Source organism: Mesorhizobium sp. WSM1386 (genome assembly GCF_055901595.1).
In genome coordinates, this window is record NZ_CM148373.1 from 6,321,854 (window position 1) to 6,338,498 (window position 16,645).

18 protein-coding genes and 3 pseudogenes are annotated in these 16,645 nt (G+C 59.5%); 5 read left to right on the plus strand and 16 right to left on the minus strand.

Annotation, left to right across the window (positions count from 1 at the left end):
• The first annotated feature begins 116 nt into the window (after positions 1-116).
• A pseudogene (locus AC0NIH_RS30800) lies at positions 117-1,263 on the plus strand (IS3 family transposase).
• A 327-nt stretch (positions 1,264-1,590) separates the two neighbouring features.
• On the opposite strand, the gene AC0NIH_RS30805 reads toward AC0NIH_RS30800, so the two are convergent.
• From AC0NIH_RS30805 to AC0NIH_RS30815, 3 genes and pseudogenes are all read right to left on the minus strand, one after another.
• Positions 1,591-2,256, minus strand: coding sequence for a GntR family transcriptional regulator (locus tag AC0NIH_RS30805; RefSeq protein ID WP_473469794.1), 666 nt, complete (start codon positions 2,254-2,256; stop codon positions 1,591-1,593).
• Between the two features lie 159 nt (positions 2,257-2,415).
• The gene (locus AC0NIH_RS30810; RefSeq protein ID WP_473469792.1) at positions 2,416-3,405 is read right to left on the minus strand and encodes a helix-turn-helix domain-containing protein; all 990 of its coding nucleotides are present in this window, start codon (positions 3,403-3,405) and stop codon (positions 2,416-2,418) included.
• A gap of 281 nt (positions 3,406-3,686) precedes the next feature.
• A pseudogene (locus AC0NIH_RS30815) lies at positions 3,687-3,842 on the minus strand (ATP-binding protein); the annotation flags it as partial.
• Between the two features lie 152 nt (positions 3,843-3,994).
• On the opposite strand from AC0NIH_RS30815, the gene AC0NIH_RS30820 reads away from it, so the two are divergent.
• From AC0NIH_RS30820 to AC0NIH_RS30830, 3 genes are read left to right on the plus strand one after another with little or no spacing between them, the layout of a single operon-like run.
• Complete coding sequence (locus tag AC0NIH_RS30820) at positions 3,995-4,678, plus strand: site-specific integrase (RefSeq protein WP_473469791.1); 684 nt, start codon at positions 3,995-3,997, stop codon at positions 4,676-4,678.
• The gene (locus AC0NIH_RS30825; protein ID WP_473469789.1) at positions 4,660-5,229 is read left to right on the plus strand and encodes a tyrosine-type recombinase/integrase; all 570 of its coding nucleotides are present in this window, start codon (positions 4,660-4,662) and stop codon (positions 5,227-5,229) included. The genes AC0NIH_RS30820 and AC0NIH_RS30825 overlap by 19 nt, the downstream gene beginning before the upstream one ends.
• On the plus strand, positions 5,222-6,124 hold the full coding sequence (locus tag AC0NIH_RS30830; protein WP_473469788.1) for a tyrosine-type recombinase/integrase: 903 nt from the start codon (positions 5,222-5,224) through the stop codon (positions 6,122-6,124). The genes AC0NIH_RS30825 and AC0NIH_RS30830 overlap by 8 nt, the downstream gene beginning before the upstream one ends.
• On the opposite strand, the gene AC0NIH_RS30835 is transcribed toward AC0NIH_RS30830, so the two are convergent.
• Positions 6,079-6,279, minus strand: a complete 201-nt coding sequence (locus AC0NIH_RS30835; RefSeq protein ID WP_474025104.1) for a hypothetical protein — start codon at positions 6,277-6,279, stop codon at positions 6,079-6,081. The genes AC0NIH_RS30830 and AC0NIH_RS30835 overlap by 46 nt on opposite strands.
• 52 nt (positions 6,280-6,331) lie before the next feature.
• Here AC0NIH_RS30835 and AC0NIH_RS30840 point away from each other — a divergent pair, with 52 nt between their 5' ends.
• The gene (locus AC0NIH_RS30840; protein ID WP_474025105.1) at positions 6,332-6,532 is read left to right on the plus strand and encodes a hypothetical protein; all 201 of its coding nucleotides are present in this window, start codon (positions 6,332-6,334) and stop codon (positions 6,530-6,532) included.
• A gap of 328 nt (positions 6,533-6,860) precedes the next feature.
• On the opposite strand, the pseudogene AC0NIH_RS30845 reads toward AC0NIH_RS30840, so the two are convergent.
• The 12 genes and pseudogenes from AC0NIH_RS30845 to AC0NIH_RS30900 all read right to left on the minus strand — a co-directional run.
• A pseudogene (locus AC0NIH_RS30845) lies at positions 6,861-7,085 on the minus strand (tyrosine-type recombinase/integrase); the annotation flags it as partial.
• A gap of 130 nt (positions 7,086-7,215) precedes the next feature.
• Complete coding sequence (locus AC0NIH_RS30850; protein ID WP_473469849.1) at positions 7,216-8,214, minus strand: site-specific integrase; 999 nt, start codon at positions 8,212-8,214, stop codon at positions 7,216-7,218.
• Positions 8,211-8,408 carry a hypothetical protein gene (locus AC0NIH_RS30855; protein ID WP_473469847.1) on the minus strand — a complete coding sequence of 66 codons (198 nt, stop codon included), beginning with the start codon at positions 8,406-8,408 and terminating at the stop codon, positions 8,211-8,213. Before AC0NIH_RS30855 ends, AC0NIH_RS30850 begins: the two co-directional genes overlap by 4 nt.
• 63 nt (positions 8,409-8,471) lie before the next feature.
• The gene (locus tag AC0NIH_RS30860; protein WP_474025106.1) at positions 8,472-9,155 is read right to left on the minus strand and encodes a tyrosine-type recombinase/integrase; all 684 of its coding nucleotides are present in this window, start codon (positions 9,153-9,155) and stop codon (positions 8,472-8,474) included.
• On the minus strand, positions 9,152-10,384 hold the full coding sequence (locus AC0NIH_RS30865) for a site-specific integrase (protein WP_474025107.1): 1,233 nt from the start codon (positions 10,382-10,384) through the stop codon (positions 9,152-9,154). Before AC0NIH_RS30865 ends, AC0NIH_RS30860 begins: the two co-directional genes overlap by 4 nt.
• Before the next feature lie 56 nt (positions 10,385-10,440).
• Complete coding sequence (locus AC0NIH_RS30870; protein WP_473469754.1) at positions 10,441-11,298, minus strand: tyrosine-type recombinase/integrase; 858 nt, start codon at positions 11,296-11,298, stop codon at positions 10,441-10,443.
• On the minus strand, positions 11,295-12,071 hold the full coding sequence (locus AC0NIH_RS30875) for a tyrosine-type recombinase/integrase (protein WP_473469752.1): 777 nt from the start codon (positions 12,069-12,071) through the stop codon (positions 11,295-11,297). Before AC0NIH_RS30875 ends, AC0NIH_RS30870 begins: the two co-directional genes overlap by 4 nt.
• A 186-nt stretch (positions 12,072-12,257) precedes the next feature.
• Positions 12,258-12,863 carry a tyrosine-type recombinase/integrase gene (locus AC0NIH_RS30880; RefSeq protein ID WP_473469750.1) on the minus strand — a complete coding sequence of 202 codons (606 nt, stop codon included), beginning with the start codon at positions 12,861-12,863 and terminating at the stop codon, positions 12,258-12,260.
• Positions 12,860-14,083, minus strand: a complete 1,224-nt coding sequence (locus tag AC0NIH_RS30885) for a tyrosine-type recombinase/integrase (protein ID WP_447254918.1) — start codon at positions 14,081-14,083, stop codon at positions 12,860-12,862. Before AC0NIH_RS30885 ends, AC0NIH_RS30880 begins: the two co-directional genes overlap by 4 nt.
• A gap of 109 nt (positions 14,084-14,192) precedes the next feature.
• The gene (locus AC0NIH_RS30890) at positions 14,193-15,026 is read right to left on the minus strand and encodes a tyrosine-type recombinase/integrase (RefSeq protein WP_473469748.1); all 834 of its coding nucleotides are present in this window, start codon (positions 15,024-15,026) and stop codon (positions 14,193-14,195) included.
• The gene (locus AC0NIH_RS30895) at positions 15,023-15,160 is read right to left on the minus strand and encodes a hypothetical protein (protein ID WP_473469747.1); all 138 of its coding nucleotides are present in this window, start codon (positions 15,158-15,160) and stop codon (positions 15,023-15,025) included. Before AC0NIH_RS30895 ends, AC0NIH_RS30890 begins: the two co-directional genes overlap by 4 nt.
• Positions 15,160-16,284 carry a tyrosine-type recombinase/integrase gene (locus AC0NIH_RS30900; protein WP_473469745.1) on the minus strand — a complete coding sequence of 375 codons (1,125 nt, stop codon included), beginning with the start codon at positions 16,282-16,284 and terminating at the stop codon, positions 15,160-15,162. Before AC0NIH_RS30900 ends, AC0NIH_RS30895 begins: the two co-directional genes overlap by 1 nt.
• Positions 16,285-16,645: the final 361 nt, after the last annotated feature.

Below are 16,645 nucleotides of genomic sequence, written 5' to 3' on the forward strand. Positions count from 1 at the left end.
TCGCTTCCACTAAGTAAGTACCGGTGATACTGACGTGGCCGCCCATCGCGCTGGTTGGCCTGCTGCCGGTTTCGTGGACACCGAGATAAGGTGCTTGACGGAACTGGAGAGTGGGAATGCAAAGAAGGAAGTTTAGCCGCGAGTTCAAGCTTGAGGCGGTGAGATTGATCAAGGATCGGGGCGTTGCGGTGGCCCAGGCTGCCCGCGACCTCGATCTCCACGAGAATGTGCTGCGCAAATGGGTGCGCGAGCTGTCGACCGATCCGCAGCATGCATTTCCCGGTCATGGGCAGATGAAGCCAGAGCAGCAGGAGATCGACCGGCTGCGCAAGGAAGTGGCGAAGCTGAAGGCGGAGCGCGACATCCTAAAAAAGGCCGCAGCCTACTTCGCGAGGGAAGTGACATGAGGTTCGCTTTCATCGCGAGGCACCGGAACGTCTGGCCGGTGGCATGGCTGTGCAGTGCGCTGGATGTGTCCCGCTCAGGCTTCCATGCCTGGCTCAACCGCAGCCCCAGCGCTCGCTCCCGGCTTGACGAGATCCTCGTGTCCAGGATCGACCGCAGCTTCAAGAGCAGCGACCGCACCTATGGTTCTCGTCGCGTAGGCATGACGTGCTGGCCGAGGGTCTTTCCTGCGGCCTGCATCGTGTCGAGCGGCTGATGCGGGAGAACGGGCTGCGTGCCCGGCCGCGGCGTCGTGGGCTGCCGAAGGACACCGGCGAGCGAGCGGCAGTGTCGGACAACATCCTCGACCGCGCCTTCGAGTCCTCGGCACCGAACCAGAAATGGATCGCCGACTTCACCTACATCTGGACCGCGGAAGGTTGGCTTTACGTTGCCGCCGTGATCGACCTGTTCTCCCGGCGGGTCGTCGGCTGGGCGATGAAGGCCGAGATGACGGCCCAGCTCGTCACCGACGCCCTCATCATGGCGATCTGGCGCCGAGGCAAGCCCGACAGCCTGCTGCATCATTCCGACCAGGGATCGCAATACACGAGCGAGCAGTTCCAGCGCCTGATGACCGACCACGGCATTACATGTTCGATGAGTCGGTCGGGCAATGTCTGGGACAATGCAGCAATGGAGAGCTTCTTCTCGTCGCTCAAGACCGAGCGCACGGCCCGCAAGGTCTACAGGACGAGGGGTGACGCCAGGGCAGATGTGTTCGATTACATCGAGCGCTTCTACAACCCCCGGCGACGGCACTCGACACTGGGCTATCTGAGCCCCGTGGAGTTTGAGGAACAAGCTATGTTAGCTTAACTTCGTGTCCGAAAAACCGGCAGCAGGCCAGGTAGACATGCTTTCCAACGGTCCAAACCTTCCGATATGAAGGCCAGCCCGACGCAGTGCCCATCGGCTGCCTAGACACATGATTTTCCTTAGCACGCACCGACTGGAAAGCGCAGGCTGATCTTCTCCTGCCGGATGACCGCTGTCTCGAAACAAGAACCCTCTGTACCCTGAAGGCCATGACCTGAGCTAAAAGCTCTGTCATTAGCCTTACGAAGCAGGCATCCTCGCACGCTCGCGCGGACGGTGATTGGTTGCGATCCTTTCAAACAGCGGAGGAATAGATCGTACGGCCAATTATTCGGGCTTTAAGATTTGCAGGATCTTCAAACGAGCGGTGAGTATATCATTGACTATCGCGGCCTGGACGGCGGCGGCATTTCTTGCCTTCAGCGCAGCGATTGCGGCCTCGTGAAATCTTTCGCCGTCGTTGTCTTCGTATCCTCGATTTGCAAGCAGGCCCAGTGTCGGACCGATTGTCACCCAAAGGTTATCGATAATCGCCAGAAGCCGGGGCGTCTTCGACTGAGCATAAAGTGCAAAGTGGAACTTGGCGTTTGCCACCATCTTCGCCTTGGAGTCGCGGGCCCTGCGATGCGCACAATAGACAAGATGATGTTGCTCCAACTCGCGGATAAACGACGTCGAGGCATTTTCCGCCGCAAGGTGGGCTGCCCATCCTTCAAGGTTGACGCGGATGTTCGTGATCTCCTCTAAATCTGACCGCTCCAGGCTTGGAGCTTTAATGGTCTTCGGACCTTCCATTGACAGGCTTTCCTCGGACACAAGACGCGTGATCCCCTCTCGGACAGGCGTAACACTGACCCCCAGTTGAGAGGCTATGGCGCGATGCGTGATCTTCTCGCCGGGCTTATACACACCACTTCTCAGATTTTCACGCACTATGCCGTACACTCTGTCGGATAGGGTCGTTGTTCCCGGGTGGTCGCTCAAATCGTTCAATGTTCTAGCCCTGACCGCCTGATAGCCGCTTCAACTTGGCCGCCCCGGTAAGCGCGCACCATCTTTAAGAATAGTAGTGACTGGCTGTTCAAATGATGGCCCAGCTACCAAACGAACCTGTAGCAATATAGCGATTATGACGGCCCAATTCGACGATCGTCACTCGGCAGCATGCTGCAATAGACCGCCACTTCTAATTTCCTTTGGCGTGTACCCATAGTGCTTCTTGAACGCCAGACAAAAGTTGGATGCATAGTCGTATCCGACCTCATAGGAAATCATCTTCAGCGGCATGTCAGTTTTAACGAGCAGATCGACGGCCCTTGAGAGGCGTACCATGGTCCGGTAATCGTGGGCGTTTATTCCGTACCGCTCCGCGAATGCCTTGTTGAAGCGACGGCTTGGGATATTGAATTCTTCCGCGAGCTTACTGATCGACAGTTTGTTCTGCAAATCGCCATCCAGAACGTTTTTAATATGCTCCAACTTTTCACCCATGCTTAGGACGTGGTCGGACTTTACAGAGCCGAGTGAAATTAGGCTATCTAAAGTAATGCAAAGTAACTCCTTGGCCTTTGCAGAGACATAATGGTGTACAAAACGCTGACCGATGCTGCGAAATATGACCGATCTTGCGATCTTCTCCATTTCCGAACATAGCGGCAGCTCGATCCAGGTAAATCGGCCGCCGGGATGATGCAATAGCTCCTGCAGGACCGTTAGCTGTTCAGAAAACTCAGCCACGACGCTTGGCGGATCCTCAGGGTCGAAGCCGAGAGCCAGCGCCGTCTCGGACTGGCTTGCGGACCATTGACTTATCGCGTCGACCCCCTTGGGATGGAAGTAGGCGACGAACGTGGGCTTTTGTAGCTCAAGTGCCTCGCCGTTGGACGGGGAGACGGTGCGGCGTCCGTCTAAGTGATAGAGGAATACGAAGCGGTCGGTGCCTCGATGATTTTCGAGGCACTCTTCTCGCATGCTGAAGTGCTTGGTGGTGAGCAAAAGGCTGAACTCTATCTGAAAACAGTCTTCGTAGCCAGAGGCGTACTTGGAAGGCGGGATCCAGCGACGTCCGAAGCCGGCCATTTCCGGCGGGGTCCGGACTTCTCGGAATTCCTTCGCCCATGCGATTTGCTCAAGGCTATTCATATGCTCCCACTCCACCCGCGTGCAAGATGTTATAACAAAATAGTCGATTTCGGCTCGTTGTCAAACGGGAACAGTTGCGAGATGTAACCTACTAGGTTCAAGGGACAGCGGCCGCCCTGGGGGTCACACCACAAACTGTGTTCGACTATCTCGCATGCGGCTTGCTCGACGGGCGCCAGCTTACGAAGGGGCAGCCGTGGCAAATCGAACTCTCGGATGACCAAATCAATACGCCACGAGCAAGGCTCGCACGCATCAGGCGCTCAAGGAGGAAGGTCTCATGACAAGTTCGGTTCGCCGAAGACACTCGCCCACTCGCTGAAGCTGAGGTTTGTTGTGATGATGACGCTGGTGCGCTCGTAGAGCTTGCTCAGCAGATGGAAGAGCAATGCTCCACCTGATGCGCTGAACGGCAGGTAGCCAAGCTCGTCGAGTAATGTTGAGCTCAACATTACTCGACTCATGTGCAGTACGCAGAGATGTGGAGTCGCCCTCACTGGAAGCCACTTTTGCGCGGCGCGTGGCGCGAGCGACTCAACATAAGTGAACCACCCGTATCGTGTTCTCCATCCACAACAAGGAGGACACTATGCTGCGTGATCTATTTCCAAGGCACCATAAACGATACGAGAAGTCCCAGTTCTGCGGCGAGTTGGCGGCATTCGCCGGTTGGTTGACGGAACAAGGCCATCTGCGGCATCCGCTTCGCCTTCATCTTTATCGGGTTCGGGAGGCGTTGGGTCGTTCTGATCGCCTCCAGCCCGGGGCCGTGTTTCACGAAGCCGATGTGCGACAGGCATTCGTCGTGTCGGCAGTTTCCGCGCAGACGAAGTACCTGTGCGAGTGCACGGGACGGATCTTCACCCGGTTCCTGGCTGCCACCGGCCGCCTGATTCCAATCGAACAGTCGGACCCGGCGAGCCAGCTCTGTCGCCGCTATCATCGATATATCGCTGAGGTTCGGGGGCTCTCGGAGCAATCGCTCTATCATCACGGACAGACGGTCACAGATTTCCTGTTACGAGGTGTTCCAGCCGACCACTGCCTGTCCGCCGTAACGGCAGCCGACGTCGAGGCCTTCGTCCAGCTCAAGAGCAAGGAGAACAGTCGTCAATCGCTCCAACATGTGATCGCGCATCTACGAGCGTTCCTGCGATATTGCGGGGATCACGGCGAGGCGGCTGGCGGTTTGCATGTCATCGACATGCCGCGCGTGTATCGAGGGGAGTTGCCGCCGCGGGCTACGATTGGACAATGGTACGCCGCCTGCTAGCGTCGATCCGGCGGCGAGCTCCCCGGGATTGGCGCGACTACGCCATTTTGCATCTCATGGCGTACTACGATCTCCGACCGTCGGAGGTTGCCACCCTTCGCTTGGACTCGATCGACTGGAAAGCGAGAACCTTGCGGGTCGAGCAACGGAAGACCCGATCGGCCCTTGTCCTGCCGTTGGCCGGACGAACGCTACGGCTCCTGCATCGGTATCTCCAGGTCGGCAGACCGGACAGTGTTTTGCCGCAGTTATTCCTGCGAATCCGCAGCCCGATCAAGCCGCTCAAGCATTACGGCGTCATCACGGTCTTCAGCTATCGAGCGCAGAAGAGTGGATTATCGCTCGGTGGCGTGTCTTCGTATTCGCTGCGTCACGCCTTCGCCATGAGGCTGCTTCGGCGCGGTGTCGATGTCAAGGCGATCGGCGATTTGCTTGGGCATCGCAGCCTCGAAGCGACCTGTGTCTACTTGCGGGCCGACGTCGACATGTTGCGGAAGGTCGCCTTGCCTGTCCCGGGTATCATGGTTGTCGAGGGAGGCGATCATGCTTGAGACCCTCCATCTGACCCCACTGGATCGCTGGATCGACGCATGGCTGGCGCATCAACGTGCGCTGGGTCGGGCTTACGACAACGAAGGATGGATCCTTGGGCATCTGCGGCGATTCATCGTGTCGAGCGAGGCCGGCGATCTCGACCAAAAGGGCTTTGATCGCTGGTGTGCTTCCCTTCGCCATTTGTCGCCGACGACCCGGCGTGGCCGACAGTTTGTTGTCCGCAAACTCTGTCTCTTCCGAAGACGGGCGGAACCAGGCTGCTTCGTACCGGACTCGCTCCACTTCGCGCGCCAGTTGCCGCATCGGCGGCCGGTCATTCTCGAGCCAGTTCAGGTGTCGCGGATGCTTGCAGCAGCCGACAGCCTGGCGCCTACGACGAACTCGCCGCTGTTGCCGGCCGTCATGCGGCTGGCCACCATCATCCTATACACCGCCGGTCTGCGGCGTGGAGAGCTGGCCCGTCTGACGCTCGACGACGTCGAGCCGCAATCCGGATTGCTCCGCATTCGTCAATCGAAGTTCCACAAGTCCCGGCCCGTGCCGCTGTCTCCGGACGCGGCAGGCGCACTGCGCACCTACCTACACTTCCGTCTGGCGCCCCCATTCAATGCCGATCCATCCTCGGCAAACTATTGTGTTGTGGACGAGCCGGTCGACACGGCTACACCGGGGCCGGATTGGGACAGGCCATCAATCGCCTGTTCGTCACTGCCGACGTGCGGGACAGCGAAGGTCGCTTGCCGCGCGTCCATGATATTCGACATAACTCCGAGTGCCGGATTATTCCGAGTGACGACCGGGAGGCCAAAGAATGCGGGCGATTTGTGGCTTTTGGGTCGGCATTATCAGAGGCTCTTCAGGAATGTGAGGAGATGGTCGTCGGGCTTGTAGCGGCCCAACCGGATGTCGGCCGTGTCGGTCCTTGCCAGAGCTTGCTCCTTGAGCTTCATGTCGGCCTGAAGATAGATGGCGGTGGTTTCGACCGACTCGTGGCCCAGCCACAGAGCGATGACCGAGCGGTCGACGCCGTGCTGGAGCAGGTCCATTGCCAGCGTATGCCGCCTATATCGATCAAGACATAGCCGGCACACGACAGCAATGCATCTGCTGCAGTCCGGTGTCGACATCACCGTCATCGCGCTTTGGTTGGGGCATGAAGACACCGCGACCACGCACATGTATGTGGAGGCCGATCTATCCATGAAAGAGCTGGCGCTCGGGAAGTTGCAGCCCCAAGAGGCCAGGCTTCGACGCTACCGACCGCCCGACAATTTGATGCGCTTCCTCGAAGCCCTCTGATTATGTCAAGGTCACCGAGGTGGAAACGGCGACTTGCCCACATCCGCCTCGGCCAACTGCGCATAATCCGGGCCTGAGCATAATTCCTATTATGCATACCTTTTCATAATAGGAAGAACGCGCTCTTCGCAGGCTCTGACGGCGGCGCCGAACACTGGGCAGTCATCGCCTCGCTGATTGAAACCTGCTTATGCCGCGCGCGGCATAAGCAGGTTTATGCCGACCGCCGAACTATGCCGAGCGCCTCTTCCGATCATGGCGGTATGAAGCGCATTGCCCGCCATTTCGACCAAGAACCGGTCGTTGACACTCGGCATAGTTCTCATGCTCAAAGGGCGTTCAGGAACTCAAGAAGCCGGTCGTTTGGTCGAAATCGTTCGGCCTTTGCGCGTTCGTATGGCTTCAGCTTGGCAAGTGCGGATTCCTTCAGCTCAAGATGTGCGTGAAGATAGGTCAGCGTCGTTTCCATCGCCTCATGGCCCAGCCATAGGGCGATGACCGAACAATCGACGCCCGCCTGCAGCAGCTCCATCGCAGCGCTGTGCCGGCTATGTCTTGATCGATATAGGAGGCACTATCTACCCCGCCCGACTATGTCGGGTAGCTCTGACTGTGATGGCAAATCTCTGAGGAATAAGGAAATTTCCCGCAGAAACACCCGGGCCACCCGACATCAGCGCGATCTACAGGCTGTTCAAGAACTCCAGTAGATTGTCGCCGGGCCGGAAGCGGGATGACTTGCCGGAATATTCGGACGTCTTTGCCAACGCCGCCTCCTTCATCGCCAACGTCGCCTCGAGATAGATCTGTGTGGTCTCGACCGATTCATGGCCGAGCCACAGAGCGATGACGGCGCGATCGACGCCCGCCTGCAGGAGGTCCATGGCCATCGTGTGCCTCAAACGATGAACAGTGACGCGCTTTCGATTCAGCGACGGGCAAATGGCAGAAGCGGTCTGGCGGTGTTTGTTCAGCATATACTGAACGCCATGAACGCTCAGCCGCTCACCTCTGGCGCTGGGAAACAGGATACTCTCTTCTCCGCGCTGAGGCTCTTTCAGCCAGCTTCTCAAGACTGCGGTCGTAGACTTGGCGAACGGGGTGCAGCGTTCCTTGCGCCCTTTGCCAATGACGCGCAGGTGGGCGCCCGTGCCGAAGAACAGATCGCCGCGTTTGAGACCCGTGATCTCCGATAGCCGCAATCCGGTCTGCACGGCGACCAGCAGGAACGCGTGATCGCGTCGCCCGGACCAGGTCGATCGATCCGGTGCGGTCAGCAAGGCATCGACCTCTGGGCGGGTAAGAAAATTGACGAGCGTTCGGGTAAAGCGCTTGCTGGGAATCGCAAGCACGCGCTGGATCTGGGCGGAATGCTCGGGTGCCTCGAATGCCGCGTAGCGAAAGAAAGAATGAATTGCCGTGAGGCGCAAGTTGCGGCTGCGGACGCTGATACCCTGATGGTTCTCCAGGTCATCAAGGAAGGCAACGATCAACGGCGCATCGACTTCCGCGAAGTTCAGGCGAGACGGCGGCTTATGCAATGTTCGTTCCGCGAACTTCAGCAACTGCCGAAATGTATCACGATAGGAACTGATCGTATGAGGGCTTGCCTGCCGCTGTTGCATCAGGCGTTGGGTGAAAAAGCGCTCCAAAAGCGGCGCCAGGCTGGCATGCTTGATCATGTCCGATCCTCCCAGCGGCACTCAAGGCGGCGCATTGCCTCTTTCATCAGCTCGGGCGAACCGGTGAGGTACCATTGGGTGTCGGCCACGTGGACATGACCGAGATAGGTGGACAAAATGGGCAGCCGCCGCTCGGGATCCTGCTCGGCTTCGTACCAACGCACCAGCGTGTTCGTCGCGAACACATGCCGCATGTCATGCAGGCGCGGGCCGTAGCTGTCGGTTGCGCCTCGCAGGCCGATCTGGCGAGACAGAGCTTAGAATGTTCGATGAATGTCTCCCACATCAAGGCGGTTGCCCAACTGGGACGTGAACAAATAAGGAGACGCCGCCTGGGCTGCACAATGCTGTCGGCGGCGTTTGAGATAATCCTGGAGCACTGTGCTGGTTGATGCGTGCATCGGCACAAGACGGGATTTGCCGAACTTCGTGCCGCGGATCGTCAGCACCTCGGCATCGAAATCGATGTCCGAGAGCTTGAGGTTGCGGGCTTCGCCGAGGCGCAGGCCGGAAACGCTCAGCAATCCGAACAGGCAATAATATGTCCATGGCCTGAGCTTACAGCGGGTATATCGGCACGGCATCTCAAGCGCCGCGGACAGGAGGCGCTGGATATCTTCCTTGGAGTAGAGATACGGCCGTGCCCGCTTCGGGCGAAAGGGCAGCAAACCATCTGGAGGAACCTGGGTCCGCGGATCAGCGGCAGCCCGATGACGGGCAAATACGCGGACGTAGCCCAGCCGTGTCGCCCAATGCGAAGGCTGCGCATGGGATGGTCGCTGAGCCCAGGCAAGGGCCAGTTCCGTCGTGACATATGGCGTGGCATTAGCCTCCAGAAAGGTGACGAAATCGATCAATCCCCTTTCGGTCTCTCGCAGCTTGAACCCCAGCCCTCGCCGCATCTCGATGTAGTCCTGAACAGCCTGTCGGAGTGTGCTCATTGGGCTTCTCCCGGCCACGGCAACGCCAATGTTCGCAACGCGTTAAGGTTGACCTTGGCGTAAATCGCCGTTGTCTGAACATGACGGTGGCCCAGAACTTCACCGATCTCACCGAGCGAGGCGCCGCCACGCAACATCTCTGAGGCAAGCCCATGTCGGAACTGGTGCGTTCCCTTTGTGGGAGGGTCGATCCCGGCCCTTTTGAGTGAGCGTCGGATGACGGAACCGAGTCCACACTGGCCGGTGAAACCCCGGATCGGGGCCTTGTCGCGCAAAAAGACGCGACGACTGGCATTGCGTGGACGCGACTTCTGCAAGTAGTCGGCAATCGCCTCGCCAACATCCGCAGGCAACGGAAGATCGTTGCGCTGCCCGTTCTTGCCAACCACATGGATCTCTCCGGCTACCCAATCGATATCATCGAGTTCGAGCGTCACCACCTCGCTCGACCGCAATCCCAACCGCGCCAATGCGAGGATCATCGCATAATCGCGGCATCCGATAGGAGTTTGCCGATCGATGCTGGCGAGCAAATGGGTGACCTCATCGCGGCCAATCGCACGAGGAATGGACGACAGTGACCAATTGGCCACGATCGGAACCGCTGCTGCCAGGTCTGACGTGATGTCCCCACGATAACGCACATAGGAGAGAAACGACCGCAGTGCGGTGGTCATGATCTTCGCGCGTCGCATGTTGAGGCGCGAAACCCTCTTTCGTACGAAATCGGTCACGTCGACGGCACGCAATTGTGCGAGCGAGATCTCGCCATCACTGAAGCGGAAGTTGAGAAAATCCCGGACAACTGGCCGGTAATTTATGATCGTTTGACGAGACAGCGCCCGCGCGTGATGCAAATACCGCTCATATGCCTGCACATGTTGTTCTACCGGCGATGGGTTGTGGTCGGCCTCAATCTCTTCGGCGATTGCGTTCTGGCTTCGCAGAAAAGCCAGTAGATGTCGAAGAGCGGCGGTATCTCCAAGCTTTGGCCGCTGCGCTCGATCCAGCAAATAACGCCCAGGATGGTCTCCACTTATGTCGCTTAGCTCAATCCCCTTTTGCCCGAGCCACTTGCTGAAGCCTGCGGCCAGCAGCACCTGGTTCCTCATGGAAACAAGACCGTAGCCTCGATCACCGAGCCATTCGGCAAACGGAACGATATAACTCGCCACCGGGCCCCCTGGCGACCGCGACAACGCAAAATCATCATTGATGAAATACTTCATTGTTTGCTCCCTCTCCAGGCTGGATTGCTGGAAGGGCTACAAACTATCTCTACATGCTATCCTATAAACCCTTGGAATCGTGGGGCATCATCCTGCCTACTCGACATAGTCGGGCGGGGTAGATAGTGCCTCAAAACATGGGGCGACACCCGCTTCGAGCGGAGCGGGACGCAGTGTTCGCGAGCCTTGGCGACATATTTGTTCAGCAGCGGCTGCACGCCGTCGGCGCTCAGCTTGCCGCCGTGCGTGTTCGGAAAGAGAGCCGTTGCGCCCCGCTTCCTGGGCTCGTTGAGCCAGCCCCGAAGGGCTTGCTGTGCAACCTTGGTGAGCGGCGTACTTCGCTCCTTGCGGCCCTTGCCAACGCATCGCACGTGGGCACCATGCCCCAGCATCACCGAGTCCCGGTCGAGATCGATGATCTCCGAGACCCGCAACCCCGTTTGCGCGGCCAGCAACAGCAGAGTGTGATCGCGCCGTCCCAGCCATGTGCTGCGATCCGGACAGGCCAGGATCGCTTCAATCTCGGGCCTGGTGAGAAACTGAAGCTGTCGCTTGTCGCATCGCTTGCTCGGGATCGCGAGCACGCGCTGAATCTGGGCGCTATGGGCCGGCTCCTCGAACGACGCATATCTAAAGAAAGACCGAATGGCCGTGAGGCGGAGGTTCCGGGTCCTCACCGAGGCGGATCGCAGTGTCTCGAGGTCCTCCAGGAATGCGCCGATGAAAGGCGCGTCCAAATCCCGAAGTGTCAACTGCGACGGAGACCTGCCAAGGCGTGTCTGCGCGAATGCAAACAGGAGCCGGAAGGTGTCGCGATAGGAGGCGATGGTGTTGGAGCTTACGCCTCGATGTCGCATGAGCCGATCGGTGAACCATCGCTCGATCAGCACGGCCAGATTGTTCGAGGCACTCATGAGCGAACCTCCCACCGCTCATCCAGCAGTCGCGCGGCATGGGTCATTAGCTCCGGCGCGGCGGATAGATACCAGTAGGTGTCGCGAACATTGGCGTGGCCAAGAAAGGTCGAGAGGACCGGCAGTTCCCGCTCGACATCTTCGCCCGCACGATACCAGTTGATCAGGGCCTGGACGGCGAAACGGTGACGAAGATCGTGAATCCGCGGACCATTGCGCTGCGCCCGCTGCCGCAGACCGATCTGTCGCGACAGCTGCCAGAACACCCGGTGCACGTATTGGTGCAGCAATCTGCCGCCCTGCTCGGCGACAAAGAAATAGGGGCTACGAGGCGCGACGAGATGCGCGTCGCGTCGCGCGGCGTAGTCCGACAGCACGGCGACCGTCGTGGCATGGAGCGGGACCAGCCGCGACTTGCCGAACTTCGTCTCCCGAATGGTGAGGATACCTTGGTCGAGATCGACGTCGTCTCGGCGCAGGTCGAGCGCTTCCGAATGGCGTAGCCCGGCGACCGCTATCAATCCGAACAGGCAATGATATGTCCAGCGACGGAGGGCGTTGGCCGGCCGCAGCGACAGTGCCGCCGCCAGAAGCGCCGTGATCTCAGCATCGGTATAGATGTAGGGCTTTGCCCGCCGCGTCGGCGGCACAGCGTCTTGAGGTGGCACTTCCGTCATGGGGTCGAAATGAGCGAGGTGTTGAGCGAAGCAGCGCACGTCGGTCAGGCGGATGGACCAACTTGGTTGTCGGCCGATCAACGTCACCCACTTCATTGCCAGCGTTGCGATACCAGCGCAGCAATGTTGTCACGGCCAGTCGGTGGCGAAGGTCGTGCAGGCGTGGCCCGCGGGAGTCATTGGCGCCGCGGAGGCCGACCTCGCGCGACAGCTTGACGAACGTCCACCGCACGGCCCATTCGGTTAAACGCGTCCCGCGTTCGGAAAGGAAGAAGCTGGCGCTCAGCGGATTCGGCATGACCGGTCTCGGCTGGCCGCATAGATTTTGAGCGCCTGTTGCGTCGAGGGGTGAAGCGGCACATAGCGCGACTTGCCGAACTTCGTGTCGCGAACCGTCAGGACGCCATCAACGAGATCGGTGTCGTCGCGATCGAGACGCAACGGTTCGTTACAGCGCATACCGGTCGCAGCGTACAAGCCGAAGAGCGTGGCATACGTCTGGGGGCGAAGGCCGACTGTCGACGGCAAGCGTTTTGCCGCGTCGATCAGTCGGATGATCTCTTCGTCGCGATAAATATAGGGGGACGATGGCCGACGATACCGGTGAGGAAGAAGGTCCGGCGGCGGCACGACGGTCCCCGGGTCAATGGCGCTGCAATAGCGCGCGAACCGGCGAACCATCGCCAACCGGTTGGCCCACTGGGCGGGCTGTGCCTCTGCCGGCTGCATGGCCCAGGCCAGGGCAATCTCGGTGGTGATGAAGGTGGCGCCGGAAGATTCGGCAAAGACAACGAGGCGCTGCAGCAACCGTCCGGAAAGAAGCAGCTTATGGCCGAGGGCGCGGCGCGCGGCCAGATACGCTTCGAGCGCTGCTTGCAAAGCGCTCATGATGCGACTCCTGGCCAGGGTAGCGCAATGGGACGCAACGCCGCGATGTCGACTTTGGCATAGATCTGCGTCGTGTTCGGCTGGCTGTGGCGGAGAAGTTGACCGATTTCAACGAGCGAGGCGCCGCGGCGCAGCAGATCGGTGGCGAGTGAGTGACGCAACAGGTGCGCACCCTTGAACGCCGGCGTCAGACCGGCGCGCTTGAGCGCACGATGGACGATGCAGCAAATAGTCGACGGGCTGACAAAACTCCGTCTGGGCGCCTTTATGCGAATGAAGACGCGGCGTGTTGAGCAAACAGGCCGATCCTGCCGCAGATAGTCGACCAAGGCGGCACCGACATCCGCCGGCAGTGGCAGCCGCGCCAGCCGTTGACCCTTGCCATGCACGACGATCTCACCGCAATCCCAGTCGAGATCGTCCAGGGTCAGGGCTGAGACTTCGCCACCCCGTAAGCCGAGGCGCGCGAGCAGCATCAGAACCGCGTAGTCCCTGCGGCCGGCCGGTGTTCTCCTGTCGCAAGACGCAAGGAGCCGTTCGACCTGTTCGGCAGGCAGCGCCTTCGGCAGGTGTGCCAAGCGCCAGCTGGCGATCCCAGGCACCGCGACAGCGAGATCGGCGGCAAGCAACCCGCGTTGCTGGAGGAAGCGCAGAAACGAACGCAGCGCCGTGACCGCCAACTTAGCGCGGCCGGGCGAACCGGCCTGGGCTCGCCGCACGATGAACCGATGAACGTCGCCCACTCGCAGTCGGTCAAAATCCGGATCGTTGCCCCCAAACTGTTCGTCCAGGAACCCACGAACAATCGGCAGATAGTTCGTCAATGTCGATGCCGAGAGACCACGCTCGGTGCGCAGGAATTCCCCAAATGCGTCGATCAGCTTACCCTTGGCGCTCGTATCGACCTCTGGCAGCGGCACCGGCACGCCGCCCGTGTCGCGCAGATATCGTAGCAACTGCCGAATGGTCCAAGCATCGCCACGCCTCGGGCGCAGACCAAGTTCCGTCAGAAATCGATCGGCGTGCTCTTCCCCGAGCAGGTCCAGTGGAACATCCTGCCTCGCCAGCCAAGCGCTGAAACCGGCCAGGAGCTTCATCTTCTCCCGAACAGTCGCTTTGGCGTATCCCTGGCCATCAAGCAGAGCCTCGAAGCCATCCTGGTGGCTCTCCAATCGGCCTATCCAGCGATCTTTGTGTAGCGCCTCATTCAGATCAAGCATTCGTCTGTCTCCCTGTAGCGTGGGAAAGTCCACGCTCAGGAAGAGCAGCCAAATAATGCCGAGCAATCAACGGCTGACGCTGATCCAATCACTTCCAATCATTAGAAAATTACGCCGCAGCGATGGCGTCACTCGGAATAATCCGGCACTCGGAGTTATGCCGTAGATCATGCACGTGAGCCGGCGTTCCTCCTGGCGGGATCGCGATGTCCAGCTGATCGGCCAGCGAGCGGAAAATGATGCTGATCGTGCCCGGGTTCACAGGCCGACCTTTCATGAAAGAAAACAGCGGTGTGTCGGCCGCAACCGAAACCAGGTGCTGCGATCGCAACGCCATGAACGCATAGAGTCGCTGTGCCAGTTGCGGTCCCATGGGAATGAGCCTCGACTTGGAAAACTTCGTCTCGCGGATGGTGAGGACGTCACGATTGCGATCGACATCCCGCCAGCGCAGGCGCGCAACCTCGCCGACGCGCAGACCAAGCCCGAACAGCAGGCTGAAGATGGTGGCATAGGCGGGACCGCGAAGCGGAGCGTTGTTCCGATCCGCGAGTTCGGCGGCGCGATCGACGAGTCGTTGGGCAGTCCGCAGATCCAGGATGCAGGGCGGTCTTGGATTACCTCGGCGGCGCGGCTTCATCGTGACGGGGGAGTGATTGATAACGTCGTGTTCGACCATCCACTCGAACAGCCGGCCGACGATTCCTACCAGTTGGTTGAACCTTCGTGGCCGCAGACGCGGACGACTGAGGAAAAAGGCATCGACGAGCGCCGGGGTGATCTCCGCGAGGGTCTTGATGCCCTGCGCGTTCAGATAGCCGTCGAACATACGCAATGCCTTATTCTCGACGTCGTAGCGCCGGTTGAGGGCGCGCTTGTGACAGACGAAGGCCATGATATGCGGCGCGATCGGACTTGAAGGCTCGGGAAGACGGGGGCTCATTGTAGATCCTCCCCGTCGCCAAGAGCGACTTCACGCAAGCCGTCCACCTGGACCTTGGCGTAGATCATCGTCGACGAAGCTGCGCGATGTCCGACATAATCGCCGATGGTCTTGAGCGGAAAGCCACTATCCACTAGCCGCTGAACGCACGCATGTCGGAGCGTATGGAACCAGGGCGGGATACGGGAATGCCTGCTCTATGCAGATATCTGGTGGCCGTGGCCGACACTGCCGACTGCGTCAGCGGCGACCGTGGTGCCAGGTGTCGCCAGAAAAGCAGCCGGCTTGCCACCTCGGGTCGCCCGTTCTTGAGATAATCCACGATCGCCTCGCCGACGACGGGCGCAAGCGGATACGTCGTGCTATGCTCGGCCTTGCGCTCGCGCACATGCAGGCGGTCACGCTTCCAATCGAGGTCGTCGAGCGTCAAAATCGCGACCTCGCGGGCGCGCAGGCCATATGTGATCATCAGCAACAGCATGGCGTAATCCCGTCGGCCAACGACGGTGCGGCGATCGACCTGGTCGAGCATCTTCTGGACGGAATCCCAACCGATCGATCGGGGAATGTCGGCCAACCTGTAATGCTGGGGCACCTCGACCAGCTTGCTGATGTCGCGTTGGAGAAGACCTTCTCGATGCACATATCGGAGAAATACCCGCAATGTGCTTGCAAGACCGATCATTGATCTGGGCCCGAAGTGCTGAGCCTGCGTCGTGACGAACCCCGTCACCACAGGCAACGAAAGCGTGGTCACCTCGCATCCAACATCCCTGAGATATCGCTCGAACCCGCGCAGATAGTGCCGGTAGTGATGGATGGAGGTCGGGCGCAGGCCCCGCTCTTCGTGAAGGTAATCAAAGAATCCCGGCACCTGGGTAGCGAAAGGGATCGGCCAAGCTGTTCTACGGCTGGTGTTATCCGAGTTCGAGACGACCTGGCTGAAGAAATGCCGCACAATGCCCCCGACGAAGTTGCGATCGCGTCGACACGCATCAGCGGATCGATCGGCGCGATGAGTGAACAGCCAATCCTCGATGAATGGCTCGATGAGCGCCTCGGCTTGTTCGATCTGATCAACATTGCGGGCCGCGGTGAATGCTGCAAACTTCGTCAGGATCGGAACCCGTCGGTAGATGCTGCGAACCGCGTAACCCCGCTCACAAAGCGCCGCGACATATTGGTTAATCTGCGACCCGAGCCAGCAACCCATTATCCCATCGACAGTCTGCGGCTTGACGAAAAAGCGTTCCAACATGGCAACCTCCATTCCAAAGTAGGGAACCGGAGGATGCGCTTCTGTTGCTGCCGCAAAGAGATGTGCCGTCTTTAGCCCACAGGAATGTCTAACGTCAGTACCTTACCGACGGTAGGCCACATAACCGGGCTGGGAACAAAACTGCGACAATCTCAAGGCCGCCGTCACCAACCCCGATCGCTATGATCCCGGTCTCAACCGGACCTACGCTGCGGATTCCGACGTGAAGCCGGCCGCCATTCCGATCAAACACCGGCCACCATTCCGGTATGAAGCCGGCCACCATTCCAACCAAAGACCGGCCGGTTTTCGGCACTGAAGATTACCTCCTGGGTCAGCAACTTTGGCATCAATTACCTCG